This window comes from Paeniglutamicibacter cryotolerans (assembly GCF_014190875.1).
In the GTDB taxonomy this organism is placed as follows: domain Bacteria; phylum Actinomycetota; class Actinomycetes; order Actinomycetales; family Micrococcaceae; genus Paeniglutamicibacter; species Paeniglutamicibacter cryotolerans.
Genome location: NZ_JACHVS010000002.1, coordinates 197564 through 214661 on the forward strand (window position 1 = coordinate 197564; position 17098 = coordinate 214661).

At 69.5% G+C, this 17098-nt stretch carries 13 protein-coding genes; 9 read left to right on the forward strand and 4 right to left on the reverse strand.

Features of this window, described 5'->3' with window-relative positions:
- Positions 1 to 4: 4 nt before the first annotated feature.
- Positions 5 to 3457, forward strand: a complete 3453-nt coding sequence (gene cydC / locus E9229_RS14050; protein WP_183512238.1) for a thiol reductant ABC exporter subunit CydC — start codon at positions 5 to 7, stop codon at positions 3455 to 3457.
- Positions 3458 to 3604: 147 nt separating this feature from the next.
- On the opposite strand, the gene E9229_RS14055 is transcribed toward cydC, so the two are convergent.
- On the reverse strand, positions 3605 to 6271 hold the full coding sequence (locus E9229_RS14055; protein WP_183512239.1) for a DNA gyrase/topoisomerase IV subunit A: 2667 nt from the start codon (positions 6269 to 6271) through the stop codon (positions 3605 to 3607).
- A gap of 134 nt (positions 6272 to 6405) precedes the next feature.
- Between E9229_RS14055 and E9229_RS14060 the strand changes: the two genes are divergently transcribed.
- Positions 6406 to 9108 (forward strand): bifunctional acetate--CoA ligase family protein/GNAT family N-acetyltransferase, encoded by a 2703-nt coding sequence (locus E9229_RS14060; RefSeq protein WP_183512241.1) that lies wholly within the window; start codon positions 6406 to 6408, stop codon positions 9106 to 9108.
- A gap of 291 nt (positions 9109 to 9399) precedes the next feature.
- Here the strand turns inward: E9229_RS14060 and E9229_RS14065 are convergent, their stop codons facing one another.
- Positions 9400 to 9936 (reverse strand): hypothetical protein, encoded by a 537-nt coding sequence (locus E9229_RS14065; RefSeq protein ID WP_183512242.1) that lies wholly within the window; start codon positions 9934 to 9936, stop codon positions 9400 to 9402.
- 381 nt (positions 9937 to 10317) lie between these two features.
- On the opposite strand from E9229_RS14065, the gene E9229_RS14070 reads away from it, so the two are divergent.
- Both E9229_RS14070 and E9229_RS14075 read left to right on the forward strand, forming a co-directional pair.
- On the forward strand, positions 10318 to 10983 hold the full coding sequence (locus E9229_RS14070; protein ID WP_183512243.1) for a DUF5998 family protein: 666 nt from the start codon (positions 10318 to 10320) through the stop codon (positions 10981 to 10983).
- A 31-nt stretch (positions 10984 to 11014) separates the two neighbouring features.
- Positions 11015 to 12163, forward strand: a complete 1149-nt coding sequence (locus E9229_RS14075) for an alkaline phosphatase family protein (protein ID WP_246380779.1) — start codon at positions 11015 to 11017, stop codon at positions 12161 to 12163.
- 58 nt (positions 12164 to 12221) lie between these two features.
- Here E9229_RS14075 and sepH read toward each other — a convergent pair whose 3' ends face one another.
- Complete coding sequence (gene sepH / locus E9229_RS14080) at positions 12222 to 13373, reverse strand: septation protein SepH (RefSeq protein ID WP_183512246.1); 1152 nt, start codon at positions 13371 to 13373, stop codon at positions 12222 to 12224.
- Positions 13374 to 13695: 322 nt separating this feature from the next.
- Here sepH and E9229_RS14085 point away from each other — a divergent pair, with 322 nt between their 5' ends.
- A complete protein-coding gene (locus tag E9229_RS14085; protein ID WP_183512247.1) occupies positions 13696 to 13998 on the forward strand; it encodes a DUF4193 domain-containing protein in 303 nt (100 codons plus the stop codon).
- Positions 13999 to 14081: 83 nt separating this feature from the next.
- Here the strand turns inward: E9229_RS14085 and E9229_RS14090 are convergent, their stop codons facing one another.
- Positions 14082 to 14564 (reverse strand): DUF3093 domain-containing protein, encoded by a 483-nt coding sequence (locus E9229_RS14090; protein WP_183512248.1) that lies wholly within the window; start codon positions 14562 to 14564, stop codon positions 14082 to 14084.
- A gap of 165 nt (positions 14565 to 14729) precedes the next feature.
- On the opposite strand from E9229_RS14090, the gene dut reads away from it, so the two are divergent.
- The 4 genes from dut to E9229_RS14110 are packed head-to-tail and all read left to right on the forward strand — an operon-like array spanning position 14730 to position 17085.
- Positions 14730 to 15200, forward strand: a complete 471-nt coding sequence (gene dut, locus E9229_RS14095; protein ID WP_183512249.1) for a dUTP diphosphatase — start codon at positions 14730 to 14732, stop codon at positions 15198 to 15200.
- Between the two features lie 31 nt (positions 15201 to 15231).
- Complete coding sequence (locus tag E9229_RS14100; protein ID WP_183512251.1) at positions 15232 to 15936, forward strand: DUF3710 domain-containing protein; 705 nt, start codon at positions 15232 to 15234, stop codon at positions 15934 to 15936.
- 4 nt (positions 15937 to 15940) lie between these two features.
- On the forward strand, positions 15941 to 16336 hold the full coding sequence (locus tag E9229_RS14105) for a single stranded DNA-binding domain-containing protein (protein WP_312855715.1): 396 nt from the start codon (positions 15941 to 15943) through the stop codon (positions 16334 to 16336).
- Positions 16333 to 17085, forward strand: a complete 753-nt coding sequence (locus E9229_RS14110) for a DUF3159 domain-containing protein (RefSeq protein ID WP_183512252.1) — start codon at positions 16333 to 16335, stop codon at positions 17083 to 17085. Before E9229_RS14105 ends, E9229_RS14110 begins: the two co-directional genes overlap by 4 nt.
- The last annotated feature ends 13 nt before the right edge of the window (positions 17086 to 17098 follow it).

A 17098-nucleotide genomic window follows, 5' to 3' on the forward strand; every position in this document is an offset into this window, starting at 1 on the left:
CGCCATGAAACCGCAACTACCCGAGGGACCCGGCGGGCGCAGGGTCGCCGCCGGACTGGTCCTGCTGGCCGCGTTGAAGGCAGCAGGCCTGATCCTGATAGCGGATGCGCTCGCCACGGGCATCGCGCAACTGGCTGGCGGAGGGACGCTGTCTGTGCGGCGGCTGCTGGTGGTTGGGATCACCGGGGCCCTGGCCCGCGCCCTTGCCGTCTGGGCCACTGCACTGCTCAGCCGCCGCGCGGGCCTCGGTGCCAAGGAGCAGCTCCGGGGACGCCTGCTCAAATCCGGGCTCGAGGGGCAGCCGGGGGTGGCCGGGAAGCTGGGCCACGGGGCGCTCTCGGCGCTGGCCAGCCGCGGGCTCGACGCGCTGGACGAGTACTACACGAAGTACCTGCCGGCACTGTTTGCCGCCGCCGTGATACCGCTGATGCTGCTGGTGCGGATCCTGGTCGCCGACTGGGTCAGCGCGTTGATCCTCACCCTTACCCTGCCGCTGGTGCCCGCCTTCATGATCCTGATCGGCCTGCATACCCAGGACCGCGTCCGCGTGGCGGCCGTCGGACTGGACCGGCTGGCCAACCAGCTGATGGAACTGGCCCAGGGGCTGCCGGCCTTGATCGGGCTCCGCCGGGCCGGGGCCAAGGGCCGCGCCCTGGAGCGCGTCACCGAGGACTACCGCCGCGCGACCATGGGCACGCTGCGCACGGCATTCGTGTCCGGCCTGGCCCTTGAACTGATTGCCACGATTTCGGTGGCGGTCCTCGCCGTATTCATCGGCGTGCGCCTGGTCCACGGCGGCATGGGGCTGGAGGCCGGCCTGCTCGCGCTGATGCTGGCCCCCGAATGCTTCTCACCGCTGCGGGAACTGGGTTCGGCCTACCACTCAGCGGAGGACGGGTCCGAGGCGCTACGCCGAACCCGGGAGATCCTGGCCAGCAGGGAAACCGGGGAAACCGGGGAGAATGACGAGCTGGCGCCCATGGACGGTATCGCCGTGCGGGCGCAGGGTCTTCGGATCGGATACCGGGCCCGTCCCGACGTCGTCGTCACCGAGGCGACATTCACGCTGGACGTCGGAGGGGTGCTGGTGCTTGATGCGGCCAGCGGAACCGGCAAGAGTACGCTGCTGAACGCCGTGGCGGGGGTGCTGGAACACCGCGGACCCGATGCCGAGGCAGTGCTCACCGGGATGCTTCGGACCGGAGCCGACACGGTGGGCTGGATTTCCCAGCACCCGGCCTTCAGCCAGGACACCGCGGAGGACGAACTGCGCCTGCACGCGGGGCGCCGGGTGGATGGCGCCGAGGTGCTTGCCGTCCTCGGCTCGGTGAATGCCGGGCACCTGATCGGGGCCCGGCTGAGCGATGCCAGCCCGGGGGAGCTGCGCCGCATTGCGGTGGCCCGCGCCCTGCTGCATCTCAAGGACGCGCCCGGGCCAAGGCTGCTGGTGGCCGATGAGCCCACGGCCCATCTTGACCCGGTCAGTGCCGAGGCGGTCCGCACGGCGCTGGCGGCCCTGCGCGGGGATACAGCGCTGCTGGTGGCAAGCCACGACCCCGTGCTGGCAGCACTGCTGCGTCGAGGGGAACCTGCCAGCATCGTTCCCGCGACTTCGACGGCGACTTCGACTTCGACGACAGCGCATGCGAGCGCCACTCACCCGGCGCCCGGAACGTTTTCTTCCACCGCTGCCGGTGACCGGACGCCAGCAGCGGGCGCCCGCAGCCATTGGCGCATGCTGCGCACGCTTCCGTGGACCGGGAGACAGGGCATGGCCGTGGGCATCGTCCTCGCGGCGCTGGCCGCGCTGGCCGCAGTGGGACTCACCGGCGTGTCCGGGTGGTTGATCGTTTCGGCCAGCCACCAGCCGCCGATCATGCACCTGCTGGTCGCGATTGTGGCAGTGCGGGCCTTCGGAATCGGACGCTCTGTGCTGCGATACGCCGAACGCCTCGCCGTGCACGACGCCGTGCTGCGGTGGGCCGGCACGCTGCGCACCCGGATCTGGGATGCGCTTTCCACCCGCCCCGAACACTGGGGCAGGATGACCCGCTCGGGTGCCGCGCTGGGCCGCCTGGTCGCCGAGGTCGACGAGGTCCGCGACACGGTGCCGCGGGTGCTGGTTCCTCCGGCTTCGGCACTGCTGAGCTGGGCGGCAGTGAGCGTGGGCATCGGTTTCTGGGCGCCGGGAGCGCTCGGGGTATCGATCGGACTCGGGGTGCTCGCCTTCGTGCTGCTACCGCCGCTGGTGCTGGCGGTGGAACAACGCCACTCGGTGGAACTTTCGGCCCACCGGATCGCGTTGGGGGAGCGGATCCCCACGATCCTGCGTGCCAGCGCCGACCTGGGTGCCCATGGCGCCGTGGATCGGGCGACCGGCGAATTCACGGCGGCCGATGCCCGGGCCAGCACCGTGCTGCGGCGCAGTGCCCGCGGTGCCGGGCTCGGCCAGGGAGCGAGCGTGCTGTTGTGCTCGCTGGCAGCCGTTGCCGCGGTGGTAGCCGTGGGCGCGACGGGCGGAAGCGGTGAAATGGCCGCCGTGGCCGGATTACTGCTGCTGGCCATGGCCGAACCGCTGGCGGATGCCGCCGTGTCGGCATCGCTGGTGCCGCAGCTGGACGACGGTCTGCGGCGCATCGAATCTTCGCTGGGAACCGGGACGGCCGGCATCCGTGCAGCGGCCGAATCCGTGGCCACGGCCGGCCGGCCGGGGACCGCCGCGGCAGCCCCGATGGGCCTGCGGCTCCAGGGCGTCACGCTGGGCTGGGGCCGGGGGAACGACGTCCTCAGCGGGATCGACGCGAGGGTGCTGCCCGGACACTGGCTGGCGGTCACCGGGCCATCGGGAAGCGGCAAGTCCACGCTGCTGGCCGCGATGCTCGGGGCGCTGGCGCCGCGCGCCGGCACGCTATCGGTGGGCGATGGCGGCGGCTGGCGGAGAATGTCCGCCGGGGATGCGGCGCGGATCGCCTGGTGCCCGCAGGAGGCGCACCTCTTTGATTCATCGGTGCGCCGGAACCTGGGCCTGGGCCGGGAAGAGGCCGACCAGCCAAGCGACGCCGAACTGTCCGAGGTGCTCGGGGCCATCGGACTCGGGGATTGGCTGGCCTCCAGTCCGGAGGGGCTGGACACCCGGATCGGTTCCGGCGGGCACCGGCTCTCCGGCGGCCAGCGCCAACGCCTTGCCGTGGCTCGGGCGCTGCTGGCGCGGGCCGACGTCCTGCTGCTCGATGAACCGACGGCGCACCTGGGCCAGGACGAATCGGTGGAACTGATCACCGACTTGCGTCGGGCGCTCGCCGGGAAGGCGGTCGTGCTGGTCACCCACGACCGGCGGCTGGAGGCCCATGCTGATTCCGTGCTGCGCCTGGATGCTGCGCCCCGGGACACTTCGCCAGAGTGGTGGGGGGCCGCAGTGCGTGGCACCCCTGTGGCCGCAGGTGCCGCGGCGCGGTAGGCCATCGCGGCAGGAGGACTGCGCCGAGGACACCAAAGGGCGGTGCCGCAACCATGGTTGCCGGTACCGCCCTTGCCGCATCCGCTCCTGCGCCACCGACTCGGAGCAGCGGGGAGCGGTCTGCCCGGGTGGTCCCCGGGTGGTGGATCAGTCCAGCAGCGAATCCTGAATCGGCGTAACCCGCTTCGTCTCGACCTCGACGACGCCGGAGCCGGCAAACGGCACCGAATCGGTTTCCGGCGCGGCGAGCGGGGCGCGGGTTGCCGTGCCCGGTGCCGGAAGACCGGCAGATGTCCCGGAGCCCAGGCCCTGGGGGCCGGTGCCCGCCGCGCCCTTGGCCGACGGAAGTCCGCCGAGCAGGTCGATGCCCTGCGCCAGCGGAACTCCGGAGCCGTCGCGGCGCCCGTGCTCGGTCGGCAGGGCGCGCAGCACCCCGGCGGTGGAGGAGGCCCGTGCCGGACCACGTCCGACCCAGGCGAGGGTCAGCTCGTCCTCGCCCTTCAGGAAGCGGTGCGCACGCACGCCGCCGGTGGCGCGGCCCTTGGCCGGGTACTCGTCGAAGGCGGTGACCTTCACCGTGCCGGCACCGGTGCCCGGCAGCGAACTGCTGCCGTTGGCGATGGTCACCACGACGGCTTGCGGATCGGCCGGATCAAGCACGCCGAAGAACACCGCGGCGTCGGAATCGGGCAGCTTGACCCCGGCCATGCCGCCGGCGGTGCGGCCTTGGGGTCGGACAGCGGAGGCCGGGTAGTGCAGCAGTTGTGCGCCGGTGGTGACGAAGACCAGGTTCTGTTCCTCCTCGGCAGGGGCGGCACCGATGACCACGTCCTTGCCCTTGAGCGTGATCGCTTCCCATTCGTCGCGGTTCAGCGGGTAGTCCGGGGTCAGCCGCTTGACCACGCCGGCGGCCGTGCCCAGGCCGATCACGGTGTTCAAGGGGACCAGCGCAACCATCTTCTCGCCCTTGGCCAGCTGGGCGAACTCGCCGATGGGCACCCCGCCGGCCAGCTGCGGGAACCCGTTGGTGTCCGGCAGCATCGGCAGGTCGACGACCTGCAGGCGCAGCATGCGGCCGGTGGAGGTGATGCCGCCGATCTCGCCGCGTGCACTGGTGGGCACCAGCGAGGACAGCACATCGTGCTTGGCCCGGGGCGCGTCGTCGCCGAACGGTTCACGGGTGCTGGTCCGGGCCACCTGGCCGGAGCCCGAGAGCAGCACCCAGCAGGGGTCGTCGGTGATTTCCAGCGCCAGCGGCGCCTTCTTCCCGGTGCCCTCCACTGCCGGCATGGTGGTGCCCTTCAGCGGCTTGCCGGCCTCGGTGGCCAGCAGCACGGTGCGCCGGGGGGTGGCGAACGCGTCGGCGACCTCCTGCAGCTCGGCGGAGACCAGCGCGCGCAGTCGCGGCTCCGAGTCCAGGATCTCCTGCAGCTCCGCGATGGCGGTGCGCAGTTCCTGCGCCTCGGCCTCCAGCTCGATCCGCGAGTATTTGGTCAGCTGGCGCAGGCGCAGCTCCAGGATGTGGCTGGCCTGGATCTCGGAGAGGTCGAAGACGCCCATCAGCCGGGTGCGGGCCATCGCTGTCTCGTCGGAGGAGCGGATGATCGCGATGACTTCGTCGATGTCGACGATGGCGGTAAGCAGGCCCTCGACCAGGTGCAGCCTCGCCTGCTTCTTGGCCAGCCGGTGGGCAGTGCGCCGACGGACCACCGAGAGCCGATGACCCACATAGACCTGCAGCAGCTCCAGCAGCCCCAGCGTGCGCGGCTGGCCCTGGACCAGCGCCACGTTGTTGATGCCGAAGGAGTCCTCCATCGGGGTGTGCTTGTACAGCGAGGCCAGCACGGCATTCGGGTTGAAGCCGTTCTTCAGCTCGATGACCAGGCGCAGCCCGTTCTTGCGGTCGGTCAGATCGACGACGTCGGCGATGCCCAGCAGCTTCTTGGCAGTGACGGCGGCCTTGATCTTCTCGATGACCTTCTCCGGGCCGACCATGTAGGGCAGCTCGGTGACCACCAGCCCGGCGCGGCGCGCGGTGATCTGCTCCAGCGCCACCTTCGCCCGGGTCTTGAAGGAGCCGCGGCCGGTGGCGTAGGCGTCCTTGATCCCGTCCAGGCCCACGATGATGCCGCCGGTGGGCAGGTCGGGGCCGGGAATGAACTTCATCACCTGGGCGAGGGTGGCATCGGGCTCCTCGATCAGGAAGCGCGCTGCGGCAATCACTTCGCCGAGGTTGTGCGGGGCCATGTTGGTGGCCATGCCCACGGCGATGCCGGTGGTGCCGTTGACCAACAGGTTCGGGAACGCGGCCGGGAGCACTTTGGGCTGCATGAACTGGTTGTCGTAGTTCGGGACGAAGTCCACGACGTCCTCGTCCAGGTGCCCGGTCATGGCCACCGCGGCGGCATCGAGCCGGGCTTCGGTGTAACGGGGGGCGGCGGGCCCGTCGTCCAGCGAACCGAAGTTTCCGTGCCCGTCGATCAGCGGCAGCCGCAGCGCGAAGGACTGGCTCATGCGCACCATCGCGTCGTAGATGGCCGTGTCGCCGTGCGGGTGCAGCTTGCCCATGACCTCACCGACGACGCGGGCGCTCTTGACATGTCCCTTGTCCGGGCGCAAGCCCATTTCGGACATCATGTACAGGATGCGGCGCTGCACGGGCTTGAGTCCGTCGCGGGCATCGGGCAAGGCCCGGGAATAGATCACCGAATACGCATACTCCAGGAAGGAGCCCTCCATCTCGCTGGTCACGTCGATATCGACGATGTGCTCGACGAAGTCCTCTGCGGGTGTTTCCTGTTTCCTACGGGCCATGCTGTTCTCGGATCCTCGAATCGGGGCTATTCCGGCACCTGGGCCGGAAAAGGGGGGTGAGTGCGCCGGATGGGTGTGCGCCGGCGGCGCGTCCAACACTCCCTGTGGGGGATAACTGCGGATAGGCTAAGCCTATGGTGGATGGACGCAAACCGGGCGAATATCCGGCTTACTGGGAAGCCGATGTCGTGCTGCGCAACGGGTCCACGGCCCATTTGCGCCCGATCCGGGCCACCGATGCCGACGCCCTGCAGGCGCTGCACCGGGGCCAGTCGGAGGCATCGGTCTATCTCCGCTATTTTACGTACAAATCGGCGCTTACCGCCAAAGAGCTCAAACGCTTCACCGAGGTGGACCACGTGGACCGCGTCGCGTTCGTGGTGCTGCGCGGAGAGGCGATCATCGGGGTAGGCCGCTACGACCGGCTCGAGGACCGCAAACAGGCCGAGGTCGCGTTCAACATTTCCGACGCGTACCAAGGCATGGGCGTGGGATCGATCCTGCTCGAACACCTGGCGGCGGCGGCCCGCGAGAACGGCATCGAACGATTCTGTGCCGAGGTGCTTCCGGAGAACCGCAAGATGCTCACCGTTTTCGCCGAGGCCGGCTACGAGGTCAAGCGGCACTTCGACGAGGGCGTGGTGATGCTCGAATTCCCGATCGACCCGACCGAGCGCTCCCGCGCCGTGATGGAATCGCGGGAACACCGCGCGGAGGCCCAATCGCTGCGCGAGCTGCTCACCGCCTCCTCCGTCGCCGTGATCGGCGCATCGCGGGCCTGGGGCTCGATCGGCTATACGCTGCTGGAAAACGTGATCGAGGGAGGCTTCACCGGAGCGGTTTACGGGATCAACCCGAAGGCGTTCGAACTGGCCGGGATGATCTCCTACGCCTCGCTCGCCGAGGTGCCCGGACCGGTTGACCTGGCGGTGATCGCCGTGCCGCAAAGCGAAATCACCGCCGTCATCAACGACTGCGCCGCCTTCGGGGTCAAGGGCCTGCTGGTGGTCACCGGCGGGTACGAGGACGAGGGCCGGGACGGGCTGGTGCGCCAACGCGAACTGGTGCGCCTGGCCCGTGCCAACGGCATGCGGATGATCGGCCCGGCCTCGCTCGGGGTGCTCAACACCGACCCTGCCGTGCGCCTGAACGCGTCCGTCTCGCCGGGCATGCCGAGCCCTGGCTCGCTGGGGCTCTTCTCCCAGTCGGCGGCCATCGGCGTGCTGCTCTATGCCGCCTCCTCGCGCCGCTCGGTGGGGCTGGGGACGTTCATCTCCGCCGGCAACCGGGCCGATGTCTCGGGCAACGACGCGATGCAGTTCTGGGAGGACGACCCCGGCACCAGCGCGGTGGGACTGTACCTGGAGAGCTTCGGCAACCCGCGCAAGTTCTCACGTATCGCCCGCCGTCTCTCGCGCTCCAAACCGGTGATCGTCGCAAAGTCCGATGTCATGGGCCTGCGGTTGCCCCCGGGACATGCCGTGCGCACGACGCAGGCCCCGTTGGGCGCCGTGGATGCGATGCTGCGCCAGTCCGGGGTGATCCGCGTGCAGACCAATGAGGAACTGATGGACATCGCGCAGATCGTCGCGGCTCAGCCGCTGCCCGCCGGCGATGGCGTGGCGGTGCTGACCAACTCGGTCGCGCTGGCCTCGGTGGTGGCCGATGCCGCCGAGCAGCATGGGCTGCGGGTGATCCACAACGTTTCGGACATCGCCCTGGAAGACGGCCAATCCGGGGCGCTGCCGCTGCTGGCGACCAGGCTGGCCGGGCTGCTGGCAGACGAAGCGGTGCACAGCGCCGTCATCTGCCTGCTCCCGGCCCGGGGAATCAGCACCCTCGCGCTGGCCGAAACCATCCGCCGCTGCGCCGGTTCCAGCGGCAAACCGGTGGTCGTGGCGTTCACCGGGATCACCGACGCGTCTGTTCCCGTCGAGGGGCTGCTGGACACCGAACTGACCGAGGCCGGAAACCAGCTCGGGCTGCCGTGCTATTCGAGCCCCGGCCAGGCGGTCATCGCACTGGCCGCCGTGGTCCGCTATGCCCAGTGGCGTGCCCGTGATTTCGGCGAACCGACGCTCCCGGCCGGCATCGACTCCGACCGGGCGGCCGTGTTGATCGACGCGGCCCGTGCGAAGGTCGGCGGTACCGACCTGCTGCGCCTGCCCCGGGAGCAGGCCGCCGCGCTGCTGGCCTGCTACGGGATCCAGGTGCTGGAATCGGTCGAGTTCGCCACTGCGGACCAAGCTGTGGCCGCGGCCGGGAGGCTGGGCTGGCCGGTGGCCATCAAAACCCGTGAGGCGAACCTGCGTCACCGCCTTGACCTGGGCGGGGTGCGGCTGAACATCACCGACGAGGCGGTGCTGCGGAGCAACATCGAGCACATGCGCGAGACGCTGGCCCCGTACGGCGACCACGAGCTGGAGATCCAGTCGATGGCCCCCGGCGGGCAGGGGTGCGTGGTGCGTGCGCTGGAGGATCCACTGCTGGGTCCGCTGATCTCCTTCGGCCTGGCCGGCGACGCGGTGAACCTGCTCGATGACTGGGCCCATGGCATCCCGCCGTTGACCAACACGGACCTCGCGGAACTGGTGCGCACGCCGCGTGCCGCGGCACGGCTCTTCGGCTACCAGGGCCTGCCGCCGGTGGACGTCGGGCTGCTTGAGGACTTCCTGAACCGCGTGGCACGGATGAAAGACGAGCACCCCGAGGTCTCGCTGCTGGAATTCAACCCGGTGATGGCCTCCGACTCCGGGCTGACGGTACTCTCGGCCGAGGTCTGGATCGGGAACCCGGAGCAGCGCACCGACTCGGCCCGCCGAGCCCTGTCCAGCTGATCGGACATGTCGCGGCGATCCGGCTCGCCGGTGGCCCACGGCCCTAGAGCCTTGGATGATTGAAGTTCCGGAGCACAGGCGGATCCTTGCCCGGGAGTTCGTTCTCGTGCGTAGGTCCATGTTCATGTACCGGAGGGTGCGGATTGCCGGTAAGCTCCGGATCCCCATAGAGGTTGCGCTCCGGGCCGGGTCTATATTCGGCAACGGGATGACGAAGGGCACCCCGGAGATGGTCCGAATTCCCAGCCGGCCGGGCAGGGTCCGGTAGCCGATCAGCACAATCAGCCGGCGCTAGGCAGGGGTGCCTAGCATCGGATCGCTGCCGTCGCTCCATCCGCGGCCGTCGGAGAGCGTGCTGCGCGGTCGCTTCGCTGCGGGGGTTCCGGGTTCAACCGCCCAGTCGGGGGCGGAGATCCCGATGCCGTCGGCGTCGAGCAGGCCGGCATCGAACGATGGCCGGGGAACAGACCCCGCGGCGGGCCCGTAGGACGAGGCCGGGGGAGCGGTGAACGGGGTGCGGGTTCCATGCTCGGGCAGGTGTGGGTTGTCCACCACGTCGAAGAGGTTTTGGATGACCTTATAGGCGGTGTGCGGGGAATCGGTGGCCACGGCGGCTGCGAATTCCTCCTCGACGGCGGCAATGCGAGCCGCCGCATCCGGGTGCTTGGCGAGCGTCGGGACAAGGCTGTCCAGCCGTTTTGCGGCGGCGAGCGTCGTCTGCGGATCGACGGTTCCGACATCCAACAAACCTGCGAGGTGCGGGTAGGCAGCTGGTGCAGGTGATCCGTCGGGACGGCGCCAGGACAGCAGCACGGCGGAGGCGTCCAACCGGTGGCCGGATCCACGCCGGGCCGATGCCCAGCACCCGGGTCATGAAGGCGGTGGTGCTGGAGAACAGCGGCTTGCCGTGCGGGTGGGGGCAGGAGCCGGTCGGCAGCGAGCTGCCGCCGGACGGTGGCCCGGTGCCGCCGCTCGACGAGCACGGCGAACCCGGGAGCCTCCACCGGCGTCGCGGGATCGGGGTTTCCCGGGGCGGCGCATTCCGGTTGGCTGGTACTCGTGCTGCCCGGCTTGGCGCGGTTTGGCCGGGTGTGGCCAGGGGTCCGGGCGGGATTGTGGATAACCCGTCCGGCGTCATGGCGGTCTCAGGGATGTCATGCCGGGCCGCCGCGGGTCATCGTGTCGTGGGTGCTGGGTAGACTGGATGCCATGACCTCCAGAACTTCGGCCCCCGGCCGCGACCTGCACAGTGCCCTGGACCGCGCGGGCTTCTACCCGCGCATGGTTGCCGACGTCGTCGAGGACGCGCTGGACGGCCGCGACCCGGTGTCGCACCTGATCCACCTCGAAACGCACTTCGACCGCAACGAGGTGCACCGCCACATTACCGTGCTGGTGCTCACCGCCGACGTGTTGGTGATAGCCCACGTCGATGACCAGATGCTCGATGACATGGGCGAACAGGTGATGGCGCAGGTGTCCACCGAAACGATTCCCGTCTCCCGGATCGCTTCCGTGGTGCTCAGCTACGTCTACCACCAGCCGCAGAACTACAAGTCGAGCGACAAGATCCGCGAATTGACGGTGGGCATGTCCTGGTCCGGCGGCCAGCGCATCGACCTGGCACCGGCCGGGTGTGGGGATCCTGAGTGCGATGCCGATCACGGCTACACCGGCACCTCGCAGCAGGAGGACCTGGTGCTGCGCGTCAGTGCCGAGGCGGACGGAGCCGGAGCCGTGGAGGACGCGCGCACGTTCGCCAAGGCCCTGCGCCGGGCCAGCATCTCACCAGCCGAGGTCCACGCGCCCTCGGTGGCACCCGAGCAGCGCGGCCGCGTCGGCTCGCGATTTGCCCGCGGCCTGCACCAGGGCTAGAGGGCGGATGAACGCCGGATACGTTCCCGCCATGGACCTACCACCGGCACCGCCCTATGGCGGAGCGACGCTGGACCAGGTGCTGCCCAGCGCTGCGGCCGTCCTGGGCGTGCCCGGATTCGAGAACACGCTCGGGCTTCCGGCGGCCCGGAGGATCTGTGTGGTGATGGCCGACGGGCTGGGCAAATCCCTGCTGAAATCCCGCGGCGGCCATGCCCCGTTCCTGCGCCAGAAGCTGGACGGATCGCGCACGCTGCAGGCCGCGTTCCCGACCACTACTGCCGTCTCGCTGGCATCGTTCGGCACCGGGCTGCCCCCGGGACGGCACGGGCTGGTCGGCTACGACGTGCTGGATCCGGAACGCCGGCGCCTGGTCAATCAGCTGGGCAACTGGCCCGAGGACCTGGACCCGCTTTCCTGGCAGCCGCACCCCACGGTCTTCGAGGCGGCCGTGGACCACGGCATCCACGTGTCGACGGTCAGCCTGCCGCAATTCGCCGGCTCCCGGCTGACCCGGGCCGCACTCCGCGGGGGCGATTTCGTCCAGGCCTCCAGCCCGCAGGCCCGCGTGCGTTCGGCCACCGAGATCCTGGCCAAGCACCCGAGCGCGCTGATGTACTGCTATTGGAACGAGCTGGACAAGGCCGGGCACCGCTTCGGTGCCGGCTCCCGACAGTGGGGAGAAGCGCTGGAAGACCTGGACTCGTCGATGAAGACGTTGGCCGCCCGGGTGCCGGCCGGGACCTTGCTGCTGCTCACGGCCGACCACGGGATGGTCGATGTGGCGCAGCAGCACCGGATCGACTACTCGCAGTTCCCCGAGCTGCTCCAGGGAGTCGAAGTCACCGCCGGTGAACCGCGCGGGGTGCAGCTGCATTTCGCCGCCGAAGCCGATGCGCAGACCCGGACCCGCGTTGCCGATGCCTGGCGGGCCCGCTTTGGGAAAAAGGCCTGGGTGCTGGACCGCGAGGCGGCCATCGAACACGGCCTATTCGGTGCCGTGGACGATGCGGTGCGCCCGCGGATCGGCGACCTGCTGGTGCTGGCCGCCGATGAGGTGGCGTTTTACGATGGGCGTCGGGCCAAGCCCGAATCGTTCAACATGGTCGGTCAGCACGGGTCGCTGACGCGGGCCGAGCGCGAGGTCCCGTTGTTGACGCTGGTGGCGCCCCGGCGCTGAGCCTGGAACGAAAAGCGGGGCCGGTTCAATGAACCGGCCCCGCTTTTCGCGTGGGCAGCTAGTCGTTCTTGCGGCCGAAGACGATCTCGTCCCAGCTGGGCACCGAGGAGCGGCGCTGCAGCTTCTTCTTGACCGGCCCGTCGTCGTCTGACTTATCCGGGATCAGCTCGTCCGCGGGGCGTGTGGCGGAGGGTTCAGCGTGGCCCACGGTGCGGGCTCCCGGGCCGGGGACCACCGTGATGTGGCTGGTGCGGGTTGATACCCCGTCATAGAGCCGCGGCAGCCCGTCGAGCTCCTCCGGGTCGTCGACGAGCGTGAAGTCCTCGTCGCCGGAGAGCTCGTCGTCCAGATCGTGGCTGCGCGGGTGCGCGGAGGGGATCGGGCCGCGGGAGAGCATCATGGCGAGCTGGTCGTCGGCGTCCTCGTCGGTGCCCAGGCGGTGTCCGCGGCGCGAACGCAACACGTCGAGCAGTTCCTCGGAGTCGGCGACGGCGGCTTCGAAGCCGGCATCGTCCGCCCCCGCGTCCACGTCGAAGGGGGAATCCGCCACCGCGGTGAGACGGCGGCCGGCGGCGGGTGCGTCAAGCGGCTCCAGTTCGCTGAGCACCTGGGCCCAGCGGTTGGAGTTCTGCAGCGACTTGCGTGCCGGGTGGAAGGACCAGCGCGCCTGGGTGTCCTCGTCGATGCTCCCGATGTTGGTCCGGTCGTTGGCCGCGGCCAGGTCGAATTCGGCCACCACCACCCAGGCCCCGTCGTTGGTCCGCCAGGCGTCCCAGTTCAACGAGGACGCCTCGATGCCGAAGGCGTGCAGGCGGTGCGCGACCATCTCGCCGAGGTTCGCCGGTTCCTCGCCGAATACGGCACGGTAGCCCTCGTGGGTCTGCGGGGCCGAGACTTCCACGTTGCGGGCCTGCTGGGCCACATATTCGCGTTCGGCCATCACCGGGCCCTCGTAGCGCATCACGTGGGCCAGCGGCATTCCCGATTCGGCTGCCACCTGTGCGGCGGTGCTGCCCGAGCGGATCCTGGTCTGGATTTCCCGGGGTGCGAGGACGGAGCCCTCGGGGGTCCCGCGGTCGGCCCGGGCGGCACGGATCAGCGCGGCACGCAGTGCCTCGTCGATCGGCAGCGCAAAGCCCGATCCGTCGTCGCTGCTCAGCAGCAGCTCCTCGCCGTTCTCGTGGATGCCCACCAGTCGGAGTTGACGCATGTATACACCCTCCACAAACCATTGTGTTTCTCGAGTAGAACTCTGCCACCCCGCACCCGGTTTTCCTACGGTATCTTCAGGTGTGGCGCGCATCGATGCGGCTATTTCCCGCATCCGGTGCCCCCGTGCGTCCGCGGGGGGCACCGATTGGCTTTTTCGGTGCCGATAGTGAACAATCTGTGCGTCACGGGCACAAAAGCGGGCCCGCCGGTGTTGTACCAACGCCGGGAGAAAACGGGGCCCCCGGGGCCCGCCGGTTCGGGCCGGACCAGTGCCCGCCACCACTTATCAGCAGCAATGACCGGAGCGTGATTCAGCAACTATGGCGACCGACTACGACGCGCCGCGCAAGACCGAAGAAGAGCTCAAGGAGGCTTCCGCCCCGCCGGAACTCAAGGGGCGGCGGGCGGACTCCGGTTCCAACGTCGTCGACGAGGACGAGGCGGAGCTCGCCGACAGCTATGAGCTGCCCGGCGCCGACCTCTCCGGCGAGGAACTGCTGGTCCATGTGATGCCGGCCCAGTCCGACGAGTTCACCTGCGCCTCCTGCTTCCTGGTGCGCCACCGTTCACAGGTGGCCCGCGAAAAGGGCGGAATGTTCTACTGCAAGGATTGCGAGGGCTGATCCCCTGGCAACGCGCCGATGGCGGCGGTGGCCCGAGGGCTGCCGCCGCCATCGGCGTTTTCACGCGGACGGGGGATCTGCGGCTAGTGGGCGGGGGTGCCGCCGAATTCCAGGGCCTTGACCAGTTCCTCGGGGCGGCGGGTGGAGGTGAGCCAGTACGGGGTGGAGTCGCGCTCATCGGTGATCTCGATGCGCACCACTGGGTCGATCCAGCCGCGGATGCACATGAAGGCTGTGGCGTTCAGGCGCGGTCCGCGCTCCTGGAACGCGTCGTCGCTGCGGTGTGCCGAGGCGGCGCCGATGAATTCACGTTCGATCGAAGCGCGGCCGACCTGCACCCGGGTATCGGTGACAATGATGGACGGAGTGGAGATCATGAGCAGGACGAGCATCGTCACCAGGGTGAATATTCCGGCAGTGAGGCCCACGCCGAGTCCGATCGGGACGAAGGCAACGCTGGCCGTGCCGGCCAGACCGAGGACAACGATCCAGATCCACCAGGCCGGCCACAGCTTTTCGCTGTACTGGACGGTGGCTGACACGGGTGCTGAGGTGTTTTCGTGCATGCCTTCCAGCATATGTGCTGCGGCGCGTCGTTTTCGCCCGGTGGCGGGGCACGCAGGTGTGGGAACGACTACAGTTGATGCGGGCGTGCAAGGCACGCGCGCGGGGATCGACCTACGGCTCCCCGCCCCCCGTTTCCGATCCCGATGCTTGGAGTTCGCCACCCGATGTCCGACACCACAGTCGATATTGCCCTGAAAATGTTGGATGAGGGCCTTGAGGCCCCGTCCTACGCCCACCCCGGCGATGCCGGCGCTGACCTGCGCGCCCGCGTGGATCTCACGCTGGCTCCGGGACAGCGTGCGCTGGTGCCCACCGGTGTGGCCCTGGCGCTGCCGTTCGGTTACGTCGGCCTGGTGCACCCGCGCTCGGGCCTGGCCACCAAGCACGGGCTGACCGTCGTCAACGCGCCGGGCACCGTCGATGCCGGATACCGTGGCGAAATCTCGGTCACGCTGCTGAACACCGACGCCACCGAACCCATCGTGCTCAAGCGCGGGGACCGGATCGCGCAGCTGGTCATCCAGCGCGTGGAGACGGCCCGTTTCATCCCCGTGGCCGACCTGGACGAAACGGTGCGCGGCGCCGACGGTTTCGGGTCCACCGGGGGATTCTCCCAGCAGCAGCCGTTACAGTAATCGAGCCAGGCTTTACCGAGGAGCATTACCGATGATTTTCAAGCGCAAGAACAAGGCCGAAGAAACCGCAACCGAAAAAAATGCCGCCGGGGCTCCCGATGCCGCGGTGGATTCCCTCGAGGCGGCTGTCACCGCCGACGGGCCGTTCGATGGCGATCTGGTCAAGGGCCGCGACGGCTACCTCGACCTCGGCGCCCTGCAGATCGAGCCGGTCCCCGGCATGCAGCTGCGACTCGAGGTGGAGGACTCCACCCAACGCGTGATTGCCGTGGGCCTGGAGGTCGGTGGCTCGCGCCTGCAGCTGCAGGTCTTCGCGGCACCCAAGACCGCCGGGCTGTGGGAGGGCATCTCCGAGCAGATCGCCGCAGGCATCACCGAACAAGCAGGCTCCATCGAGCGCAGCACCGGGCGCTTCGGCGAGGAAATGCTCGCCCGCGTTCCCTCGACCGCGCCCGACGGCAGCGCCGGCTACATCGCGCTGCGCTTCCTGGGCATCGACGGGCCGCGCTGGTTCCTGCGTGGCGTCATCGGTGGAGAGGCGCTCACCAACGAGGCAGAGTCCAAGGCGCTCGAGGACCTGTTGGCCCGCGTCATCGTGGTGCGCGGCGACAAGCCGATGCCCCCGGCCGAGCTGCTGCCGCTGACCGTCCCGGCCGGAGCCGTGGCCCAGGCCGAGGAATCCCCGGACGGGCTAGAACGTCCCGAGCGCGGCCCCGAAGTCACGCAGATCGGCTAACCTGGTGCCTCCAACAAGCACGCCCCCCGGCGGGGCGGGCCCGGTGATGCTCGGCGCCCTGGCCGAACTGCCCGAACGCGGGCGGGTCGTCCTGAACGGGTACGTCGACGCGATCACCATCCAGCCCGGCACCTCTGCACCGGCCTTCACCGCCATCGTCTCGGACCACCCGGCTCCACCGGGTGGCCGCCGGCGCCCCGCGGCGCAGGTGCGGCTGATCTGGCTGGGCCAGCGCAGGGTTCCGGGCATCTTCGCCGGCTCGCGGCTGCGCTGCGAGGGCATGGTCGCGCTGGTCGATGGCATTGCGACGATCCACAATCCGCGCTATGAAATCCTGCCCGATCCCCACGCAGCATCCGGGGCGGGCGCCCGAACCGAAGGACGTACGGAACAGCCATGAGCCAGCACCCCGATCCCGCCTCCGAACCGGAGCAGCCCGGGCAGCAGAAGCCCGAGCAGCCTTCGGCCGAGGACATCGCCCGCAACATCTCCCGCAATGCGGGCATCGAACGCGGCGCCAACGGGCAGATCGACGTGCTCAAGACCATGGGCGGGGTGCGTGGACTCATCGAGTCGTTGGCCCCCGGGGTGGTCTTCCTCGTGGTGTTCACTATCGGCCAGAACCTGAATCCGGCGCTGATCGCCTCGCTGGCCGTCGCCCTGGCGTTCACCATCGCCCGGCTGGTGCGCCGCGGCTCGCTCACCCAGGCCCTGACCGGGCTGGCAGGCGTGGCGATCTGCGCCGTCTTCTCCCGTGCCTCGGGCAACGCCAAGGACTATTACGTGCCGGGATTCTTCACGAACATCGGTTACGGAGCGGCGCTGATCACCTCGATCCTGGTGCGCTGGCCGTTGATGGGCCTGATCTTCGGCTTCATCCGCGGCGGCGGCATCGAATGGCGCAAGGACCCGGCCGCGGTCCGTCTCTACGCGTACGCCACCTGGGCCGTGGCGGCAGTGTTCATCGCCCGGCTGGCGGTGCAGGTACCGCTGTACTTCGCCGATAACGTCCCGGCGCTCGGTGCGGCGCGGCTGGCCATGGGCGTTCCGCTGTATGCCGCCGGTTTGTGGGCGGCGTGGATGATTTCCCGCGCCGCGGCGCCGGCCCCCGAAAAGGCCGGGGGGTCCGGGCCGGTGGCCGGAGCGTAAGGCAGCCGGACGC